Below are 17,225 nucleotides of genomic sequence, written 5' to 3' on the forward strand. Positions count from 1 at the left end.
ACGATTCCCGTCCCGCCCGCCGGGTTGCCGGAGAGCGGCCGGTGTCGCCCTCCGGCATCAGGGTGGTCAGCTTCCCGTCCCACGGGCGGCTGCCTCCTCCGCGCCAACGGCGACGACTTCGCGTTGAGGCCCACCGAGGACGACCTTGAGTGCCCCTGTGTCGGCGGCCCGTGCGAAGACGTCGTAGGCCTCCTCCATGCGGTCGAGCGGGAAGGTGTGGGTCACCAGGTCCCCCAGGGGCAGCCGGCTGGCCGCCGCCATGCGCAGCAGCGTCGGCGTGGAGCGGGTGTCGACGAGCCCGGTGGTGAGCGTCAGGTTCTTGATCCACAGGTCCTCCAGGTGCAGCGTCGCCGGCTTGCCGTGGACGCCCACGTTGGCGACGTGTCCTCCGGCGCGCACCATGCGCGTGCACAGCTCGAAGGTCTCCGGCACGCCCACCGCCTCGACGACCACGTCCGCGCCGAGTCCGCCGGTCAGGTCCGCGACCAGCTGGGCGGGGTCCTCCCGCGCGTCGGCGACCGCGTCGGCGCCCATGCTCCGTGCGGCTTCCAGCCGTGCCGCGGCGACGTCGATCGCGATGACGCGTTCGGGCGAGAAGAGCCGGGCCGTGGCGATGGCCGCCAGCCCGACGGGGCCGGCTCCGACCACGACGACGGTGTCTCCGGGGCGGACGCGTCCGTTGAGGACACCCACCTCGTAGGCCGTGGGGAAGATGTCGGCCAGCAGCACGGCTTCCTCGTCGGGGACCGCGCCGGGCAGCGGGTGCACGGAGAGATCGGCGTGCGGGACGCGGACGTACTCCGCCTGGGTCCCGTCGATCAGGTGCCCAAGTATCCAGCCGCCCCCGCCGAGGCACTGGCCGTACGCACCGTCCCTGCAGTACCGGCACCGGCCGCAGGCGGTGATGCAGGACACCAGGACCCGGTCTCCGGGGCGGACGGTGCGCACGTCGGCACCGACCTCGACGATCTCACCGACCGCCTCGTGGCCGAGGACGGTGCCCGGCCGTACCTCGGGTACGTCCCCCTTGAGGATGTGCAGGTCCGTGCCGCAGATCGTGACGGCGTCCACCCGCACGATCGCGTCCGTGGGCTCCTTGAGGTCCGGGTCCGGGACGTCCTCCCATGCGGATCGTCCGGGCCCGTGGAACACGTAACCCTTCATGTCGCACCTCACCCCTTCGTTGTCTCGTGCGGAAGGCGTGTGGACCCGACCGGCCGGTGGCCACGGGTCCGGGCCCACGAGCACCTGTGGGACGAAAAGCCCCACATCTCCAGTTTTCCTCCGCACGCCGGAGCTCGCTCGGGCCGACCGGCCCCCTTCACACCGCCTGACCGGCCCATGCGGCCGACCGGCTTCGCTGTCATGTTCGAAGTACGACGAGAGGTACGACGAGGAGGTGGAGGATGCACGAGCACAGGAGTACACGGAGACGACTGTGGCGGTGGCGGCGCAATGCCCTGCGGCGGCGTGACGACGTGGCCGAAGCCTGGGTCGTGCTGGTGATGTGGGTGAGCGTGCTGGTCGGAGGTGCCGTCGTCGGGCTGGTGACGGCGCACGCCGCACACGAGGTGTTCGCCCGGGAGCGTACGGAACGGCGGGCGGTCACCGCCGTGCTCGTGGGCGAGGTCCCCAGGAGTACGGCGGCGGTCACGAGCGAGAGCTACCGGGCCCCCGCGACGGTTCGCTGGACGGCCTCCGACGGCACCACGCACACCGGCCGCGCCCTGGTCAGCACGGGCCTGCGGCCGGGAGCGGCCGTGAAGGTGTGGCAGGACGCGCACGGGTCCCTCACCACGGAGCCCACCGGCCGCACGGAGGCCGCCGTCGAGGCGGGCTCGCTCGGTCTGCTGGCCGCGGCGGGACTTGCCGGGGCCGTCTTCGCGGGCGCCTCGTCGGCCCGGTGGTGGCTCGATCGGCGCCGGCTCGGCCAATGGGGCGCGGAGTGGGAGCTGATCGGTCCGCGGTGGACCCAGAGGACGGGATGAGCGGCGCCGGCCGGCCACGGAGCCCGCGCGGTCCCGGTCGTCGCCCCGCGCGGCACTCGTGGTCCGGCGGCGCGCAGCGTGCGGGTACGACACCGCACGGGCGCGCCGCCGGTCAGGTCTCCGGGACGACGAGCACGGGACAGCGGGAGTGGCGCAACAGCGCGCGCACGAGCCGGTCCGGCCGAGGAACGGGGCCGGTGTGCCGGCGGGTTCCGATCACCACGACGGCCGCTTCCCCCGTGGCGCGCGGGAGCGCGCGGGTCAGCGCGGTGCGCACGGTTCGGGCGTCCACCTCGACCGACGGGTGCAACTCGCGCGCCAGGGCGATGCCGGTAGGCGCCGGGGCCGTCGTCACGGAACTCGGCCGGACGGAACCGTCCGGTTCGAGGCCCGCTTCCGGGCGCGCCGGGAGCGGGTCGCAGGGTACGTCGTACCAGTGACTCACCGACCGCAGGACCCGCAGGCGGACCCCCCGGTGCTCCGCCTCCCGGAAGGCCTGGAGCGCCGCCCGCCCGCCGGTGGTGTCCCGCAGGCCGAGCAGCACGTCACCGCCCCCGTCGGCCGTGTGGTCACCGCGCACGACGAGCAGAGGTGCCCGCGTGCTCGCCGCCAGCCGGGGGCCGACCGAGCCCAGGACGAGCCCGGCGATCCGGCCGAGGTCCCGGTGGCCCACCACGACGAGGGCGGCACTCTCACCGGCCCGCACGAGGGCGCGTACCACGCCGCACTCCGGGGCCTCCGTCTCCACCGGGACGCCGGGGTGCCGTGCCGCCACCCGCTCCGCCGCGTAGTTCAGGATCGGCGCGGCCTCGTCGCGGTCGGACACCGCGTACACGACACGCAGCGCACAGCCGCGGTGGGCCGCCTCGTCCGCCGCGACGTCCAGTGCCCGGGTGGAGACCGGCGAACCGTCCGCCCCCACCACCACATGACGCTCCCGCATCATTCCTCCTCGGTCGTCGCGCTCGAACACGTGTACAGGAGGGAGGAGTCCGCCGGCGGGCGTGCCCGTGCCCCCACAATCGCCGCCCTCCCCGAGCGGCACCGAACGCCGTCGCCCGGCGACGGCCCGGTCCGGTCGTGCCGTCCCGGGCCGCTCCGTTCAGCCGTGCGGTACGCCCCCCAGTTCGCCGGCGATGCGCGCCGCCCAGGTCTCCGTGGCGGCAAGGTCGCGGAAGTCGCCGCCCCTTCCGTCCCGCAGCAGCATCCGGGCCATCCGTCCCCCGGCCTCCTCGGCAAGGCGGCCGCCGAAGGTGATGTGCTCACGCACGTCCAGCCTCGTCATCGCCTTCCGTACGCCGGGCACGGGCGGAAGGTCCTGGCCCGAGGCCGTGTCGTCGAGCGGACCGCTGCTGAAGAACCACACCGGCCGCACCGCCAGGTCCTCGCGGTACCGCCGGACGAAGCGGCGGGCATCCCTGTGCCAGCGCCCGGCGTACAGAGCGCCGCCGACCACGACGGCGTCGTAGGGGTTGAGGTCCGTCACCGACCGGGCGGGGAGCGCCTCGGCCGTGAGTCCGTCCTCCCGCAGTACGCGGGCCACGGTCTCGGCGATCCCCGCCGTCGATCCGTTGGCCGATCCGTAGGCGATCAGCACCCGTTTCGTCATGCCGGCCCGCCTCCCTTCACAGATGTCGCAGCCAGTCGTCCGCCACCCCGTGCACGGCGGGGGTGCCGGGCTGCGGCCGGGAGTCGTCGAAACGGTGGGTGAGCCTGTCGACGACGTCGACGACCCCGTCGGTCCGCCGGGTCATGGCCACCGCGATCTCGGTCTCGCTCTTGCGTTCCATGTGGCCCCGCAGCGTGACGACGCCTTCGGCCACGGTCACGTCGATGCCGTGCGGGCCCAGCCAGAGTCCGCGTTCCAGTACCTCGTGGACCACTTCGTCGTGGATCTCCTCGTCCGTGCGCAGGAAGGTCCGTACGAGGTCGTGGCGGCTGACGATGCCGACCAGCCGGTCCTCCTCGTCCAGTACCGGCAGCCGGTTCACCTGGTGCCGGACCATGGCGCGGGCAGCCTCGACGACGGTGTCCTGCGCGTGCACGGTGACAGCGGGGGTCGTCATCAGTTCGCCCGCGGTGCGGGCCCGGGCCTTCGCTGCCCGCCGGCGGGCGCGGGGCGTGAGCCAGGAGAACCGCGGCCGCCGGGGCGGCTCGTGGGCGAGTCGCGTCTCGGCCTGGTGCATCATCAGGTCCGTCTCGGAGACGACGCCGAGTACGTGCGCGTCCTCGTCCACCACGGGCAGCCCGCCGATCCGGTGTCCGGCCAGCGCCCTGGCGACTTCCTTGAAGGGAGTGTCGTACTCGGCGTGCACCACATCGGTGGTCATCACGGAGCCGACCTTCATCTGCCTCATGTCCGTTCCTCCTCAACGCAGTCGGCGCAAATAGGGGTCCTGCGACGGGCGCGGCAGCAGGCGTATCCGCGCGTCGAGCACGGTGACGCCGCCGGGCCGGGCGAGAACCGGGTTGAAGTCGGCCTCGGCGAGCTGCGGCAGGTCCGTGGCCATGCAGGACGTCCGGTGCAGCACCTGTTCCAGACCCGGCAGGTCGACGGGACCGCCTCCGAGCGCGCCGAAGAGCAGCGGGGCGCAGCGCGGGGCGGTGATCAGGTCGTGCACGTCGTGGTCGGTGAGCGGGGCCAGGCAGGCCGCGTGATCGGCGAGTACCTCGGTGGCGGTACCGCCCAGTCCGAAGACGACGAGGGGGCCGAAGACGCCGTCCTGGACGACGCCCGCGAACAGTTCGGTCCCGCGGGCCGCGAGCGGCTGGACGACGACCCCGGTCATCAGTCCTTCGAACCGCGCCCGCAGATCCTGGAAGGCGGCGCGTACCTGGGTCTCGTCGCGAAGGTCGAGGTGGACGGCGTGCTGGAGGCTCTTGTGCACCAGTCCGGGCCAGTGCGCCTTGAGGACCACCGCGCCGGTGGGGCCGCGCAGCCGCTCGGCGGCGAGCACGGCCTCGTCCTCCGACTCCGCCCACTCCCAGGGCTGTTGGGGGATGCCGTAGCAGGCCAGCAGATCGGCGCAGGCGCGCGGATCGAGCCAGCCGCCGTCGGGGTGGGTGGCCAGGAAGTCCTCGGCCACCCGGTGGGCGCGGGCCCGGTCGACGCCCTCGGGTTCCGGCACGGTACCGGCGGGCCGGGCGAGCCAGGCCGCTCGGCGGGCGGCGTGGGCCAGCGCCCCCGCGGCTGCCCGGGCCTCGGCGTACGACGGGACCGCCTCGCCGTCGGGCACGGGCAGCAAGGTGACCGGCACGTCCTGTTCGAGACGCACGACCGTGACGGGCTTGGCCCGCCGGCCGGGGCCCCGGGTGACGGCCCGTACCAGGTCGTCACCGGTCGCGGAGGCGACAGCGGTGGGCACCAGGACGACGAGGACGGCGTCGACGGCGGTTTGGGCCACGACCCGGTCCAGGCACTCCTGGAGCTGATCCTCGGTCACGGCGGCGGTGACGTCCACCGGGTTGCCCACGGCGGCGCCCTCGGGCAGGAGGGCCGGCAGATCCTCGGCGAGCTCGCGGCCGGGAGGGGACAGGGTCAGGCCGGCTTCGGCGCAGGCGTCGGCGGCCAGGACTCCGGCGCCGCCCGCGTTGGTGATCACGACGACCCGGGTGCCCTTCGGCAGGGGCTGCGCATGGAACAGGGCGGCGGTCTCCAGCAGTTCGCCCACCGAGCGGGTGGCGGTGATGCCCGCCTGGGTGAACAGGGCCTGCCGGGTCATCGTGCCGGTGGCCGCGGCGGCGGTGTGCGAGGCGGCGGCGCGGCGACCTGCGTCGGTGCGCCCGGCGTCGATCGTGAGCACCGGCAGACGGCGGGTGACGCGCCGGGCGGTGCGGGAGAAGGCGGCGGGGTTGCCGAAGGATTCCAGGTGCAGCAGGGCGAGGTCGGTACGGCCGTCGCCCTCCCACCACTGGAGCATGTCGTTGCCGCTGACGTCGTACTTGTCGCCGAGTGAGGCGAAGGTCGAGACGCCGATGCCGAGCCGGGACAGCCCTTCGAGGAGGGCGATGCCCACACCGCCGGACTGGACGGCGACGCCCGCGGTGCCGGTGCGCGGATGCGCGGCGGCGAAGGTCGCGTCGACCCGGCAGGACGGATCGGTGTTGGCGATGCCGAGGCAGTTGGGGCCGACCATGCGCATGCCGTACGTGCGGCAGGAGGCGAGCAGCGCCTCCGCCTGCGCGGCGTCGAGGTCCGCGCTGACAACGACCAGGGCCCGTACGCCCGCCTTGCCGCATTCCTCGGCGAGGGGTGGCACGGCGGCCGCCGGAACGGCGACGACCACGAGGTCCGGGGGGACGGGCAACGCGCCGACGGACGGGTAGGACGGCACTCCCAGGATCGCCTTGGCCCGGGGGTTGACGGCGAACAGACGGCCGGTGAAGCCGTCCTCACGCAGGTGGTGCAGCAGCGCGCGGCCCACCGAACCGGGGTGGCGCCCCGCCCCGGCCACCGCGATGGTCCGCGGCTTCAGCAGGGGCGTCAGGCTGGCGATGTCGGCCGTCCGGCCGCGGGCCTCGGTCGCCGCGAGGTAGGTGTCGTCCTCCTCCAGCGCGATGACGTACCGGACCTCGGGGCCCTCGAAGCGTCGGGTCGAGTGGAGACCGAGGTCGGTGAAGAGCCGCAGGATCTCGTGGTTGTCGCTGAGCGCGTCGGCGGTGAGGGCGGTGATACCGTCGGCCCGGGCCCGCGAGACCAGGTGCTCGACGAGCAGGGTTCCCACACCCCGGTGGTGGAGCCCTTCGGCGACCGCGACGGCGACATCGGCCCGGTTCCCCGTGTCGTCGGTGTGGTACTCCGCGAGGCCGATGACCTGGCCCGCGCGCTCGGCCAGCAGGGCGCGGTGCCCGGGCCGGGCCGGCGCACACGCCTCGTCGGCCGCCAGGCGGCCCGGACGGGCACCGGTGCAGAAGAACCGCCTGCGCAGGTTCTCCGGCGACATCTCCTGGTAGAGCCCCTCCAGTTGGTCGTGGTCCTCCGGGGCCACGGCACGGATGCCGACCGTGGTGCCGTCCGCGAGCAGCGCGTGCACCGGAGGGCGGGGCGGCATGACGTCCTTCATCACGGTCTCCTCGAAGCGTTGGCGTCCTTCCTACGCTTCGAGCATCCGGCCCGGTGGCCCGGTCCGCATGGGCCGACCGGGGGTGACTCACGGGCCGATCGGCCCCCGGGCTCGTCGAATTCAGGTGGGCGCGTCGCCGACGGCTGCGCCACCGGGTAGGGGGACGGTCCATTCCAGGACCGTCCCGGTCGGCTCGCCGCCGGTGAGCCGGAACGCGCCGCCGAGTTCCTCGGCACGGCTGCGCAGGTTGGCCAGGCCGCTGCGGCGGGCGACGGCCGGGTCGATGCCGCGTCCGTTGTCGGCGACGGTCAGCCTCAGCGTCCGCGCGGAGGCCTCGACGGCGACCTCCGGTCCGGTGGCCCCGGCGTGCCGGGCCGCGTCCACGACACGCTGGATGCGTTCGGCGGCCACCGGCTGGTCACGGACCCTGCCGAGTGCCGCCTGCAGTGTCAGCGCGTCGGCGAACAGCCTCTGGATGACCTGGTCGTGCAGATCGCGGGCGATACGGTCCCGGTCGCCGAGGAGTACCAGCTGTTCGGCGTCCCGGCGGTGCTCGGCGATCTGGAGCACCAGGGCCGCCTGGTCCGCGAAGGCGAGGACCATGTCGACGACGGCCGCGTTGAACGGCGGTCTGCCGGGCACGTTCGCCACCTGCAGCACGCCCCGCGTTCGCTCGGCGTCCGCGACCGGCACGAAGAAGGCGGGTCCCAGCGACAGGACGGAGGCGCTGCCTCCCACGGTGCGGGAATCATCGCTGAGTGCCTCGCTGGTGACGGGCTCCCCCGTGGCGTACACCTTGGCCGCCAGGGTGGTGGCGGCCAGCACGAGGCTCCTCACCTTGTCCGCCCCTTCACCGGCGGCGGCCTCCACCACCAGTTCCTCCCCCGCGCTCAGCGGCCGGGCGAGGGTGACCAGGTCGGCTCCGGTCATCTCACGCACGGTGTCGGCCAGTGAGCGCAGGATGTCCTCTGGGGGAGTCCCCGACAGCAGGGCACGGGTCATGTCCGCACTCGCCGTGAGGCGCCGTTCGCGGTGGCGGCTGCCCTCGTACAGGCGGGCGTTGTCGATCGCCACGCCCGCGGCCGCCGCCAGGCTGCGCAGCACCGCCTCGTCGTCGGCGTCGAACGGCAGTCCGCCGCGCTTGTCGGTGAGGTACAGGTTGCCGAACACCGTGTCCCGGATCTGTACGGGGGCGCCGAGGAAGGTGCGCATGGGCGGGTGGCCCGCCGGGAAGCCCACCGAGTCCGCATGTCTTCCGAGGTCTTCCAGGCGCAGCGGGTGGGGCTCGCGGATCAGCAGACCGAGAATGCCGTGCCCCTCGGGGTAGTGGCCGATCCTTTCGATCGTCTCCCGGTCCACGCCGACAGTGATGAACTGCCGGATCGTGCCCTCCTCCCCCAGCACTCCCAGAGCGCCGTACTCGGCGTCCACCAGGTCGACGGCGGACTGGACGATCCTGCGCAGCAGGTCCTCCAGTTCCAGGTCGCTGCCGATGGCAACCACCGCGTCCAGCAGCGTCTCCACGCGGTCCCGGCCGCCGCGCACTCGCTCCACCTGCTCCTGCAACTCGCTCAGCAGCGCGTCCATGCGCAGCGGCGCGACGGAACCGGGGCGAGCCGGGCCCCTGCGGCGGCACTGCGCGCGGTCAGTAGACCGCCGTTCCGTGGGCGCGGAACCGGGTGCGGACCCGCTCCGTGAGGGCGGGGTCGGGGGCGGGCGTGTCCTTCAGGGGGAACGGGATGCCGAGGGCCTCGTACTTGGGTGCGCCGAGCTTGTGGAACGGCAGGACGTCCACGCGGTCGACGGTGTCCAGGCCGGCGACGAACTCGGCGAGGCCGTCCACGGCGGTCAGGTCGTCGGTCCAGCCGGGCACCAGCACGTACCGTATCCACATCGGCACGCCGAGCCGGTTCAGGCGGGTGGTGAAGGCCAGGGTCGGGGCCAGGTCGCCTCCGGTCAGTGCCCGGTAGGTGCCGATGTCGAAGGACTTGATGTCCAGCAGGACCAGGTCGGTGTCGGCGAGGAGTGCGTCGCTCGCCCGGGCGCCGAGGAAGCCGGAGGTGTCGAGGGCGGTGTGCAGGCCGGCCTCCTTGCAGCGGCGCAGCAGGGCGGCGGTGAAGGCCGGCTGGAGCAGCGCCTCCCCGCCGGTGAGGGTGACGCCGCCGCCGGCGGCGGTGAGGAACGGCCGGTACCGCTCGATCTCGGCCATCACCTCGTCCACTGTCGCCGTGCGCCCGTCGCGCATGTGCCAGGTGTCGGGGTTGGCGCAGTACAGGCAGCGCAGGGGGCAGCCGCTGAGGAAGAGGACGAACCGGGTCCCGGGACCGTCCACGCCGGTGGACAGGTCCCAGGAGTGGATCCGGCCGGTGACCGGCCGCGCGGCCACGGCGCTCACAGCGTTCCGTGGAAGGTGCGGCTGATCACGTCGAGTTGCTGCTCACGGGTCAGGCGGACGAAGTTGACGGCGTATCCGGAGACCCTGATCGTCAGCTCCGGGTACTTCTCCGGGTGCTCCATGGCGTCCTCCAGGGTGGCCCGGTCAAGGACGTTGACGTTCATGTGGAAGCCGCCCGCGGACATGTAGCCGTCGAGGATGCCGACCAGGTTGCCGGCCCGCTCCTGGGGGGCGTGCCCGAGTCCCTCGGGGGTGATCGTCGTCGTGAGCGAGATCCCGTCGCGGGCCGCCTCGTAGGGCAGTTTGGCCACCGACAGCGCGGAGGCGACGACGCCGTGCCGGTCGCGGCCGTTCATCGGGTTGGCGCCGGGCGCGAAGGGCTGCCCGGCGCGGCGCCCGTCGGGGGTGTTGCCGGTGTGCTTGCCGTAGACCACGTTGGAGGTGATGGTCAGCACGGACTGGGTGTGCTCGGCGTCCCGGTAGGTGGGGTGCCGGCGGACCTTGGCCATGAACGACTCCACCAGGCCGACGGCGATCGAGTCGGCCCGGTCGTCGTTGTTGCCGTACGCCGGGAACGCGCCCTCGGTCTCGAAGTCCACGGCGAGCCCCGTGGCGTCGCGGATCACCTTCACGCGTGCGTGCTTCACGGCGGACAGGCTGTCCACGGCGACGGACAGGCCGGCGATGCCGCAGGCCATGAACCGGTGCACGGGGTGGTCGTGCAGCGCCATCTCGATGCGCTCGTAGGCGTACTTGTCGTGCATGTAGTGGATGACGTTGAGCGCGTCGACGTAGGTCTCCGCCAGCCAGTCCAGGACCCGGTCGTAGGCGGCCGACAGCTCCTCGTAGTCGAGGTACTCGCCGGTCAGCGGGGGCATCTCGGGAGCGACGCGGGCGCCGGTCATCTCGTCCCGGCCGCCGTTGACCGCGTACAGCAGGGCCTTGGCGAGGTTGACGCGGGCGCCGAAGAACTGCATCTGCTTGCCCACGGCCATGGCGGAGACGCAGCAGGCGATCGCCGTGTCGTCGCCGGTGCGCGGGCGCATCAGGTCGTCCGACTCGTACTGGACGGCGCTGGTGTCGATGGAGACCTGCGCGCAGAACCTCTTGAAGCCGTCCGGCAGCCGGGGCGACCACAGCACCGTCAGGTTGGGCTCCGGTGCCGGCCCGAGGTTGTACAGGGTCTGCAGGAAACGGAAGGAGGTGCGGGTCACCAGCGGCCGGCCGTCGGCCCCGATGCCGCCGATGGACTCCGTCACCCAGGTCGGGTCGCCGGAGAACAGCGCGTCGTACTCGGGGGTGCGCAGGAATCGCACGATGCGCAGCTTGATGACGAAGTCGTCGATCAGCTCCTGGGCGCGGGACTCGTCGAGGAGTCCTTCGTCCAGGTCACGCTGGAGGTAGACGTCGAGGAAGGTGGAGGTGCGGCCCAGCGACATCGCCGCGCCGTTCTGCTCCTTCACCGCGGCGAGGAACCCGAGGTAGAGCCACTGGACCGCCTCGTGGGCGGTGGTCGCGGGCCGGGTGACGTCGCACCCGTACGTTGCCGCCATCCGGGTCAGCTCGTCCAACGCCCGGATCTGCTCGGCGAGTTCCTCGCGGTCGCGGATGACGTCCGCGCCGGAGGGCCGGGTGTCCAGCAGGGCGCGCTCGGCACGCTTGGCCGCCACGAGCCGGTCGGTGCCGTAGAGCGCGACGCGCCGGTAGTCGCCGATGATGCGGCCGCGGCCGTAGGCGTCCGGCAGTCCGGTGATGATGCCCGCCTTGCGGGCGGCGCGCATGGCGGGGGTGTAGGCGTCGAACACGCCGTCGTTGTGGGTCTTGCGGTAGGTGCCGAAGACCTTGGTGACGAAGGGGTCGGGTTCGTAGCCGTACGCCTTCAGGCTGTTCTCCACCATGCGCATGCCGCCGTTGGGCATGATCGCCCGCTTGAGCGGGGCGTCGGTCTGCAGGCCGACGATCAGTTCGCGGTCCCGGTCGATGTACCCGGGGGCGTGCGAGGTGATCGTGGAGGGCGTCGCGGCGTCCACGTCGAGGACGCCCCGGCTGCGCTCCTCGGGGAACAGCGCGCTGACCTTCTCCCACACCTCGCGGGTGCGGTCCGTGGGTCCGGCCAGGAAGGATGCGTCGCCTTCGTAGGGCGTGTAGTTGGTCTGGATGAAGTCGCGCACGTCGATGCGCCGACGCCATCCCTCTCCGGCGAAGTGCCGCCAGGCGTCGGCGGTCCGGGGGCCGGCTGTCACCGTCGCGGTCATCACGGATCCTCTCGTCGGTCTTCCTTCCCTGTCGATACTCGTCGCGCGCACGGAAGGCGGGGAGTGCCGGACAGGGCACCGGCCTGCCCCTGTGGTCCCGGCCGGCCGGGACGTTGGGCCCTCTCCCCGTGCGGGGGCAGCGGACGAGAGCCGGCCGTGGTCGGTGGGATCATGGCCGGCTCTCCCCGGGGTGCTGTGCGGCTTCCCACCGCCGACCGGGGGCCCGCGACGGTGTCCGGGCGGCACGCTCAGTCGTGCGGTACCACGGCCACGGGGCAGTCGGCGTGGTGCAGCGCGACATGCGTGACCGTGCCCGTGTGGGCTCCGATGCGGTGCCCGGTCGCGCGGCGGCCCACCACGAGGAGGCCGGCGCCGTGTGCCGCGCGCACCACGGCGACCGCCGCCCGTTCCTCAGTGACCGACTCGGTCACCGGAACGCTGGGGTACCTTTCCCGCCAGGCGCGGAGCGCCGCGGTCACCGCGCGTTCCGCGTCAGCCCGCGCCTGCGCCGTCACCGGCGCCCGCGGGGCCGGTACCGGGCCCGGGGAGGCGGGAGGAGCGGTGACCAGCGAGGCGTCCGACGCGGGCCGGACGGGCACGCGGAAGGCGTGGACCACCCGCAGACCGGTGCCACGGCACCGGGCGGCTTCGAAGGCGAACGCGATGGCCTCGTCGCAGGGGCGATCGGTGTCCAGCCCGAGGACGACCTCGCGGTAGGGGGTCGCCGCGATCTCGTCCGGGGCGACGCCGTCCACGGCGGGCAGATGGTCCTCTGTCGCGCCCCGCCCGGCCCGCACCAGCACCACGGGGCGAGTGCAGCGGGCCACGACGCGCCGGGACACCGACCCCGTCATGAACCCGGAGAGGGGACCCAGGCCGAGGGAGCCGAGCACCAGCATGTCGCTGTCGGCGGCCGCGGCGACCAGCGCGGAGACCGCCGAGTCGCACACCAGCCGCTCGGTGACGTGCAGCGCGGGGTGTGCCGCCCGGATGCTCCGTACGGCTTCTTGGAGGATCTCCTCGGCCCAGCCGTGCTCGGTGTGGTCCAGCGGGACGGAGGCCGCAGGGCGGGGATGGCGGTGCCAGGCGTGCACCAGGCCGAGGCCGGCCCCCCGCCGTTGCGCTTCTCGGGCCGCCCAGTGTGCGGCGGCAAGGCTCGCGGGCGAGCCGTCGACCCCTACGACGATGTCGTGCGGCATGACGTGTCCCCTCCCGGGTCGGTGCATCTCTCGATGTGCCCGAGCCTCCTCCCGGGACAGCGACGGCTCCAGGGCTGTTCGGCCCCGGTGCGGGGCTCTTCCGGCCCCGTCCGCGGCGCCGGTGGGCCGGCCCGGGTACGGGGCTCTGCCCGACCGGCGCGGACACAGGGCCGGTCGGCCTTCCCGAAGGGACGGCCGGCGCCTCGCGCAGGTGCCCGCGTCGTTCGACGCTGGAGGGACCAGGCCCCCAGCCGAGGAGCGCGCGTCATGGTCCGTTACGTGTACGACTTCGCCGAGGGCAGCCGGGACATGGCCGGCCTGCTCGGCGGCAAGGGATCGAACCTCGCCGAGATGACCCGGCTGGGCCTGCCCGTGCCCCCGGGATTCACCGTCACCACCGAGGCGTGCCGGGCCTACCTGGACACCGGTGGTGAGCCCGCGGGCATGTGGCAGGAGGTCTCCGCACACCTGACGGCGATCGAGACCGCCGCGGGCCGGCCGCTGGGACAGCCGGAGGACCCGTTGTTGGTGTCCGTGCGCTCCGGCGCCCGGTTCTCGATGCCCGGCATGATGGAGACGATCCTCGACATCGGCCTGACCGACGAGTCCGTCCTCGGTCTGGCCAAGGTGTCCGGCAGCGAGCGCTTCGCCTGGGACTCCTACCGCCGTCTCGTGCAGATGTTCGGCAGTACGGTGATGGGCGTCGACTCCACGCACTTCGAGCATGCCCTCACGGCGCTCAAGGAGCTGCGCGAGGTTCCGGACGACGTGCATCTGACGGCCGACGACCTGGCCGGGCTGGTCGAGACGTACAAGGAGCTGATCCGCCGGGAGACCGGCGAGCACTTCCCGCAGTCCCCCGCCGAGCAGCTGCGCCGCGCGGTACTGGCCGTGTTCGAGTCATGGAACGGCGAACGGGCGCGGCTCTACCGGCGGCGCGAGCACATTGCGGACGACCTGGGCACGGCTGTCACCGTGCAGCGCATGGTGTTCGGCAATCTCGGGTCCGACTCGGGCAGCGGGGTCGCCTTCACGCGCGATCCGGCCACCGGACGGCCTGGCATGTACGGCGACTACCTGCCCGACGCGCAGGGCGAGGACGTCGTGGCGGGCATCCGCAACACGGTGCCGCTGACCGAGCTGGAACGCCTGGACCCCGCCTCCCACACCCGGCTGCGCGCGCACATGGAGACCCTGGAACGGCACTACCGCGACCTGTGCGACATCGAGTTCACCATCGAGCGCGGCACGCTGTGGATGCTCCAGACCCGGGTCGGCAAGCGCACCGCCGAAGCCGCCTTCGCGATCGCCGCCGCACTCGTGGACGAGGGACTCATCACGTCGGACGAGGCTCTGGCACGGGTCGGCGGGGAGCAGTTGGCCCGGCTGATGTTCCCCCGGTTCGACACCTCGGGAACCGGTGCTCCGCTCGCCCGCGGCATCCCGGCCTCGCCCGGTGCCGCGGTCGGTGCCGCGGTCTTCGACTCATCCTCGGCGGTGCGCCGGGCGGCGGCCGGCGAGAAGGTGGTGCTGGTGCGCCAGGAGACCACCCCCGACGACCTGCCCGGCATGCTCGCCGCCCAGGCCGTCCTCACCAGCCGCGGTGGCAAGACCAGTCACGCGGCCGTGGTCGCCCGCGGCATGGGCAAGGTCTGCGTGTGCGGCGCCGAGGCACTGACCGTGGACACCGGTGCCAGGCGCTGCACCGCCCCGGACGGCACGGTCGTCGAGGAGGGCACGGTCGTCTCCGTGGACGGATCGGCCGGGGCCGTGTACGCGGGTACGGTGCCGCTGACGGACTCGGCGGTCATCAGGTATCTGGAGGACGGCTCCACGGACGAGGACGCCAACGGGCTGGTCGCCGCGGTGGCCCGCGCCCTGTACCGGGCGGACACCGTGCGGCGCTTGGAGGTGCGTGCCAACGCGGACACCCCCGAGGACGCGGCCCGGGCCCGCCGGTTCGGCGCGCAGGGCGTCGGGCTGTGCCGTACCGAGCACATGTTCCTCGGGGAGCGCCGCAAGCTGGTCGAGGCGATGATCCTGGCCCGCGACGAGGCGGAGCGCGACCAGGCCCTTGGCGCGCTGCTGCCGCTCCAGCGGCAGGACTTCATCGGCATCCTGGAGGCGATGGACGGTCTGCCGGTCACCATCCGGCTCATCGACCCGCCGCTGCACGAGTTCCTGCCCGACCGCACCGAGCTCGCCGTACGCATCGCCACCGCCGAGGCCCGGGGTGCCGTACCCGGCCCGCACGACGCCGATCTCCTGGACGCGGTCAACCGCACGCACGAGGAGAACCCGATGCTCGGTCTGCGCGGCGTCCGTCTGGGTCTGGTCGTGCCGGGACTCGTCGCCATGCAGGTGCGAGCCGTCGCCGAAGCCGTCGTGGAGCGCACGAAGGCCGGAGGAAGCCCCCAGGCGGAGATCATGGTGCCGCTGGTCGGCGCCGTGGAGGAACTGCGCATCGAGCGCGAGGAGGTGGAGCGCGTCCTCGCCGAGGTCTCCCGGGAGTCCGGCGTTCCCGTGCGCTGTCCGGTCGGCACCATGATCGAACTGCCGAGGGCGGCACTGACGGCCGGCCGGATCGCCGCCGAGGCGGAGTTCTTCTCCTTCGGTACCAACGACCTCACCCAGACCACCTGGGGTTTCTCCCGCGACGACGTCGAGGCGGCGTTCTTCTCCGCCTACCTCGACAAGGGGATCTTCGCCACCTCACCGTTCGAGACCCTCGACCGCGACGGTGTGGGGCGGCTGGTGCGGATCGCGGTCGACGAGGGCCGCGCCGCACGTCCCGGTCTGAAGATCGGTGTCTGCGGCGAGCACGGCGGCGACCCCGACTCCGTGCACTTCTTCCACAGCGCCGGCCTGGACTACGTCTCCTGCTCGCCGTTCCGGGTGCCGGTCGCCCGGCTGGAAGCCGGACGGGCCGCGCTGGAGGGGACCGACGTCAGCGACAGCAGGTGAACGGGACCCTCGGCACCGGTCCTGGGCCGCCCGGCCCCGGGACCGCAGCGGTACCGAACAGCAGGCTTGCGGCACCGGCGACGACGATCACGAGGAGTGGAGCACATGACTGCCAAGGACATCGGCACCCGCAACGGCGCCGGCACCGTGCGGGTGCGGGCCGACGGGGATGTGGACGAGGAGACACTGGCATACCTCCGCGAGAAGATCGGCACGGCGCTGGACCGGCCCGGGCTGCCGCCCGTGAGCGGTGAGGTGCGGGTCGTCAGGGCCTCGGCGCACCACGTCGAGCTGCCGTGGTCGGCAGGTATCGAGGTCCGGGTGGGTAGCGACCTCGTGGTCGTCCACGCGCGCGAAGCGAGCGCCCGGGAACTCGCCGACCGTCTTCACGACCGCTTGCGCGACCGGACGGAACGCACCGCACACCGCGCACAGGAGACCCGCAGGACGGCCACCCCTCCCCCGTGGCGCGGCGGCCCCGAGCAGTGAAGACATCGCGTCGGCCCGGCGGGAGCGGCCCGATCCGGATCCGCTTTCCGCCGTTCCGGCGACGTCCCCGGCGAAGGAGCGCCCCGCAATGACATCTCACACCGTGGGTCGGGTGATGACCCGCGACGTCGTCCGGGCCCGGCCCACGACGTCCTTCAAGGATCTCGTCAGGCTGCTCGACCACCATCGCATCAGCGGGCTGCCCGTGGTCGACGACGACGACAAGGTGGCCGGCGTGATCTCGGGCACCGACCTGGTGCGCACGCAGGCGGACCGGTCGGACCGGAACCCGACCGGTGCCGTCACCGCGGGGGACCTCATGTCGACACCGGCGGTCACCGTGCACCCGGAGCAGACCGTCCCGGACGCGGCGCGGCTGATGGAACGCCGCGGTGTCGAGCGGCTCCCCGTGACCGACGAGGAGGACCGCCTCATCGGCATCGTGACCCGCCGGGACCTGCTGCGGATCTTCCTGCGGACGGACGACGACATCGGACGCCAGGTGACCGAGGAGGTCCTCGTCGGCCGTCTGGGGCTGCGGCCCCAGGACGTCGCCGTGTCGGTCCGCGACGGAGTGGTCGCCCTCGACGGCCGCGTGGGATCGCGCAGCCGCGTCCCGGAGGCCGTCCACGCGGTGTGGCAGCTGGAGGGCGTCGTCGGGGTGGTGAACGGGCTGACGTTCGACGTCGACGACTGCGCGCCGGCAGAGGCCGGCACCGGGGCCGCGCACCCTGCGGCGCCGGGTGCCGGCGGCCGGGCCGGAGGGCCGAGGGTCCCTGTCCGCCCCGGGCCGGACGGGTCGGACGGGGGTCCTTCGGGGCCTGCGGCGGCCCCGGATCCCGCGTGAGAGTGGACGAGGGAAGCGGTCTCCG

13 protein-coding genes are annotated in these 17,225 nt (G+C 73.2%); 4 read left to right on the top strand and 9 right to left on the bottom strand.

Going from position 1 to position 17,225, the window contains the following annotated elements:
* Positions 1-66: 66 nt before the first annotated feature.
* Positions 67-1,164: a zinc-dependent alcohol dehydrogenase family protein gene (locus tag OIE12_RS02135; RefSeq protein WP_329131067.1), complete on the bottom strand. Its 1,098-nt coding sequence runs from the start codon at positions 1,162-1,164 to the stop codon at positions 67-69.
* 242 nt (positions 1,165-1,406) lie between these two features.
* Between OIE12_RS02135 and OIE12_RS02140 the strand changes: the two genes are divergently transcribed.
* On the top strand, positions 1,407-1,988 hold the full coding sequence (locus OIE12_RS02140; RefSeq protein WP_329131069.1) for an Rv1733c family protein: 582 nt from the start codon (positions 1,407-1,409) through the stop codon (positions 1,986-1,988).
* Between the two features lie 112 nt (positions 1,989-2,100).
* Here the strand turns inward: OIE12_RS02140 and OIE12_RS02145 are convergent, their stop codons facing one another.
* From OIE12_RS02145 to OIE12_RS02180, 8 genes are all read right to left on the bottom strand, one after another.
* Entirely contained in the window at positions 2,101-2,931 is an 831-nt protein-coding gene (locus tag OIE12_RS02145) for a universal stress protein (RefSeq protein WP_329131071.1), read from the bottom strand.
* A 159-nt stretch (positions 2,932-3,090) separates the two neighbouring features.
* Positions 3,091-3,597, bottom strand: coding sequence for a flavodoxin domain-containing protein (locus tag OIE12_RS02150; RefSeq protein ID WP_329131073.1), 507 nt, complete (start codon positions 3,595-3,597; stop codon positions 3,091-3,093).
* Positions 3,598-3,613: 16 nt separating this feature from the next.
* Positions 3,614-4,345, bottom strand: coding sequence for a CBS domain-containing protein (locus tag OIE12_RS02155; protein ID WP_329131074.1), 732 nt, complete (start codon positions 4,343-4,345; stop codon positions 3,614-3,616).
* A gap of 12 nt (positions 4,346-4,357) precedes the next feature.
* A complete protein-coding gene (locus OIE12_RS02160; RefSeq protein WP_329131076.1) occupies positions 4,358-7,051 on the bottom strand; it encodes a bifunctional acetate--CoA ligase family protein/GNAT family N-acetyltransferase in 2,694 nt (897 codons plus the stop codon).
* A gap of 120 nt (positions 7,052-7,171) precedes the next feature.
* The gene (locus OIE12_RS02165) at positions 7,172-8,638 is read right to left on the bottom strand and encodes a GAF domain-containing sensor histidine kinase (RefSeq protein ID WP_329131078.1); all 1,467 of its coding nucleotides are present in this window, start codon (positions 8,636-8,638) and stop codon (positions 7,172-7,174) included.
* 58 nt (positions 8,639-8,696) lie between these two features.
* Positions 8,697-9,446 (bottom strand): pyruvate formate-lyase-activating protein, encoded by a 750-nt coding sequence (pflA, locus tag OIE12_RS02170; RefSeq protein WP_329131080.1) that lies wholly within the window; start codon positions 9,444-9,446, stop codon positions 8,697-8,699.
* On the bottom strand, positions 9,443-11,701 hold the full coding sequence (gene pflB / locus OIE12_RS02175) for a formate C-acetyltransferase (RefSeq protein WP_329131081.1): 2,259 nt from the start codon (positions 11,699-11,701) through the stop codon (positions 9,443-9,445). Before pflB ends, pflA begins: the two co-directional genes overlap by 4 nt.
* A 248-nt stretch (positions 11,702-11,949) precedes the next feature.
* Entirely contained in the window at positions 11,950-12,900 is a 951-nt protein-coding gene (locus OIE12_RS02180; RefSeq protein ID WP_329131083.1) for a universal stress protein, read from the bottom strand.
* A gap of 267 nt (positions 12,901-13,167) precedes the next feature.
* Here OIE12_RS02180 and ppdK point away from each other — a divergent pair, with 267 nt between their 5' ends.
* From ppdK to OIE12_RS02195, 3 genes are all read left to right on the top strand, one after another.
* Positions 13,168-15,864 (top strand): pyruvate, phosphate dikinase, encoded by a 2,697-nt coding sequence (ppdK, locus tag OIE12_RS02185; protein WP_329131085.1) that lies wholly within the window; start codon positions 13,168-13,170, stop codon positions 15,862-15,864.
* A gap of 105 nt (positions 15,865-15,969) precedes the next feature.
* Positions 15,970-16,353 carry a hypothetical protein gene (locus OIE12_RS02190; protein ID WP_329131087.1) on the top strand — a complete coding sequence of 128 codons (384 nt, stop codon included), beginning with the start codon at positions 15,970-15,972 and terminating at the stop codon, positions 16,351-16,353.
* Positions 16,354-16,441: 88 nt separating this feature from the next.
* The gene (locus tag OIE12_RS02195) at positions 16,442-17,200 is read left to right on the top strand and encodes a CBS domain-containing protein (RefSeq protein ID WP_329131089.1); all 759 of its coding nucleotides are present in this window, start codon (positions 16,442-16,444) and stop codon (positions 17,198-17,200) included.
* Positions 17,201-17,225 lie beyond the last annotated feature (25 nt).

Origin of the sequence: Streptomyces sp. NBC_00670, assembly GCF_036226765.1 — a bacterium.
GTDB lineage: Bacteria > Actinomycetota > Actinomycetes > Streptomycetales > Streptomycetaceae > Streptomyces.

What these genes read in the sequence shown, in the direction of transcription:
- OIE12_RS02135 (WP_329131067.1), bottom strand. Translation starts at nt 1,164, where the DNA reads ATGAAGGGTTACGTGTTCCACGGGCCCGGACGATCCGCATGGGAGGAC.
- OIE12_RS02140 (WP_329131069.1), top strand. Translation starts at nt 1,407, where the DNA reads ATGCACGAGCACAGGAGTACACGGAGACGACTGTGGCGGTGGCGGCGC.
- OIE12_RS02145 (WP_329131071.1), bottom strand. Translation starts at nt 2,931, where the DNA reads ATGCGGGAGCGTCATGTGGTGGTGGGGGCGGACGGTTCGCCGGTCTCC.
- OIE12_RS02150 (WP_329131073.1), bottom strand. Translation starts at nt 3,597, where the DNA reads ATGACGAAACGGGTGCTGATCGCCTACGGATCGGCCAACGGATCGACG.
- OIE12_RS02155 (WP_329131074.1), bottom strand. Translation starts at nt 4,345, where the DNA reads ATGAGGCAGATGAAGGTCGGCTCCGTGATGACCACCGATGTGGTGCAC.
- OIE12_RS02160 (WP_329131076.1), bottom strand. Translation starts at nt 7,051, where the DNA reads ATGAAGGACGTCATGCCGCCCCGCCCTCCGGTGCACGCGCTGCTCGCG.
- OIE12_RS02165 (WP_329131078.1), bottom strand. Translation starts at nt 8,638, where the DNA reads ATGGACGCGCTGCTGAGCGAGTTGCAGGAGCAGGTGGAGCGAGTGCGC.
- pflB (WP_329131081.1), bottom strand. Translation starts at nt 11,701, where the DNA reads ATGACCGCGACGGTGACAGCCGGCCCCCGGACCGCCGACGCCTGGCGG.
- OIE12_RS02180 (WP_329131083.1), bottom strand. Translation starts at nt 12,900, where the DNA reads ATGCCGCACGACATCGTCGTAGGGGTCGACGGCTCGCCCGCGAGCCTT.
- ppdK (WP_329131085.1), top strand. Translation starts at nt 13,168, where the DNA reads ATGGTCCGTTACGTGTACGACTTCGCCGAGGGCAGCCGGGACATGGCC.
- OIE12_RS02190 (WP_329131087.1), top strand. Translation starts at nt 15,970, where the DNA reads ATGACTGCCAAGGACATCGGCACCCGCAACGGCGCCGGCACCGTGCGG.
- OIE12_RS02195 (WP_329131089.1), top strand. Translation starts at nt 16,442, where the DNA reads ATGACATCTCACACCGTGGGTCGGGTGATGACCCGCGACGTCGTCCGG.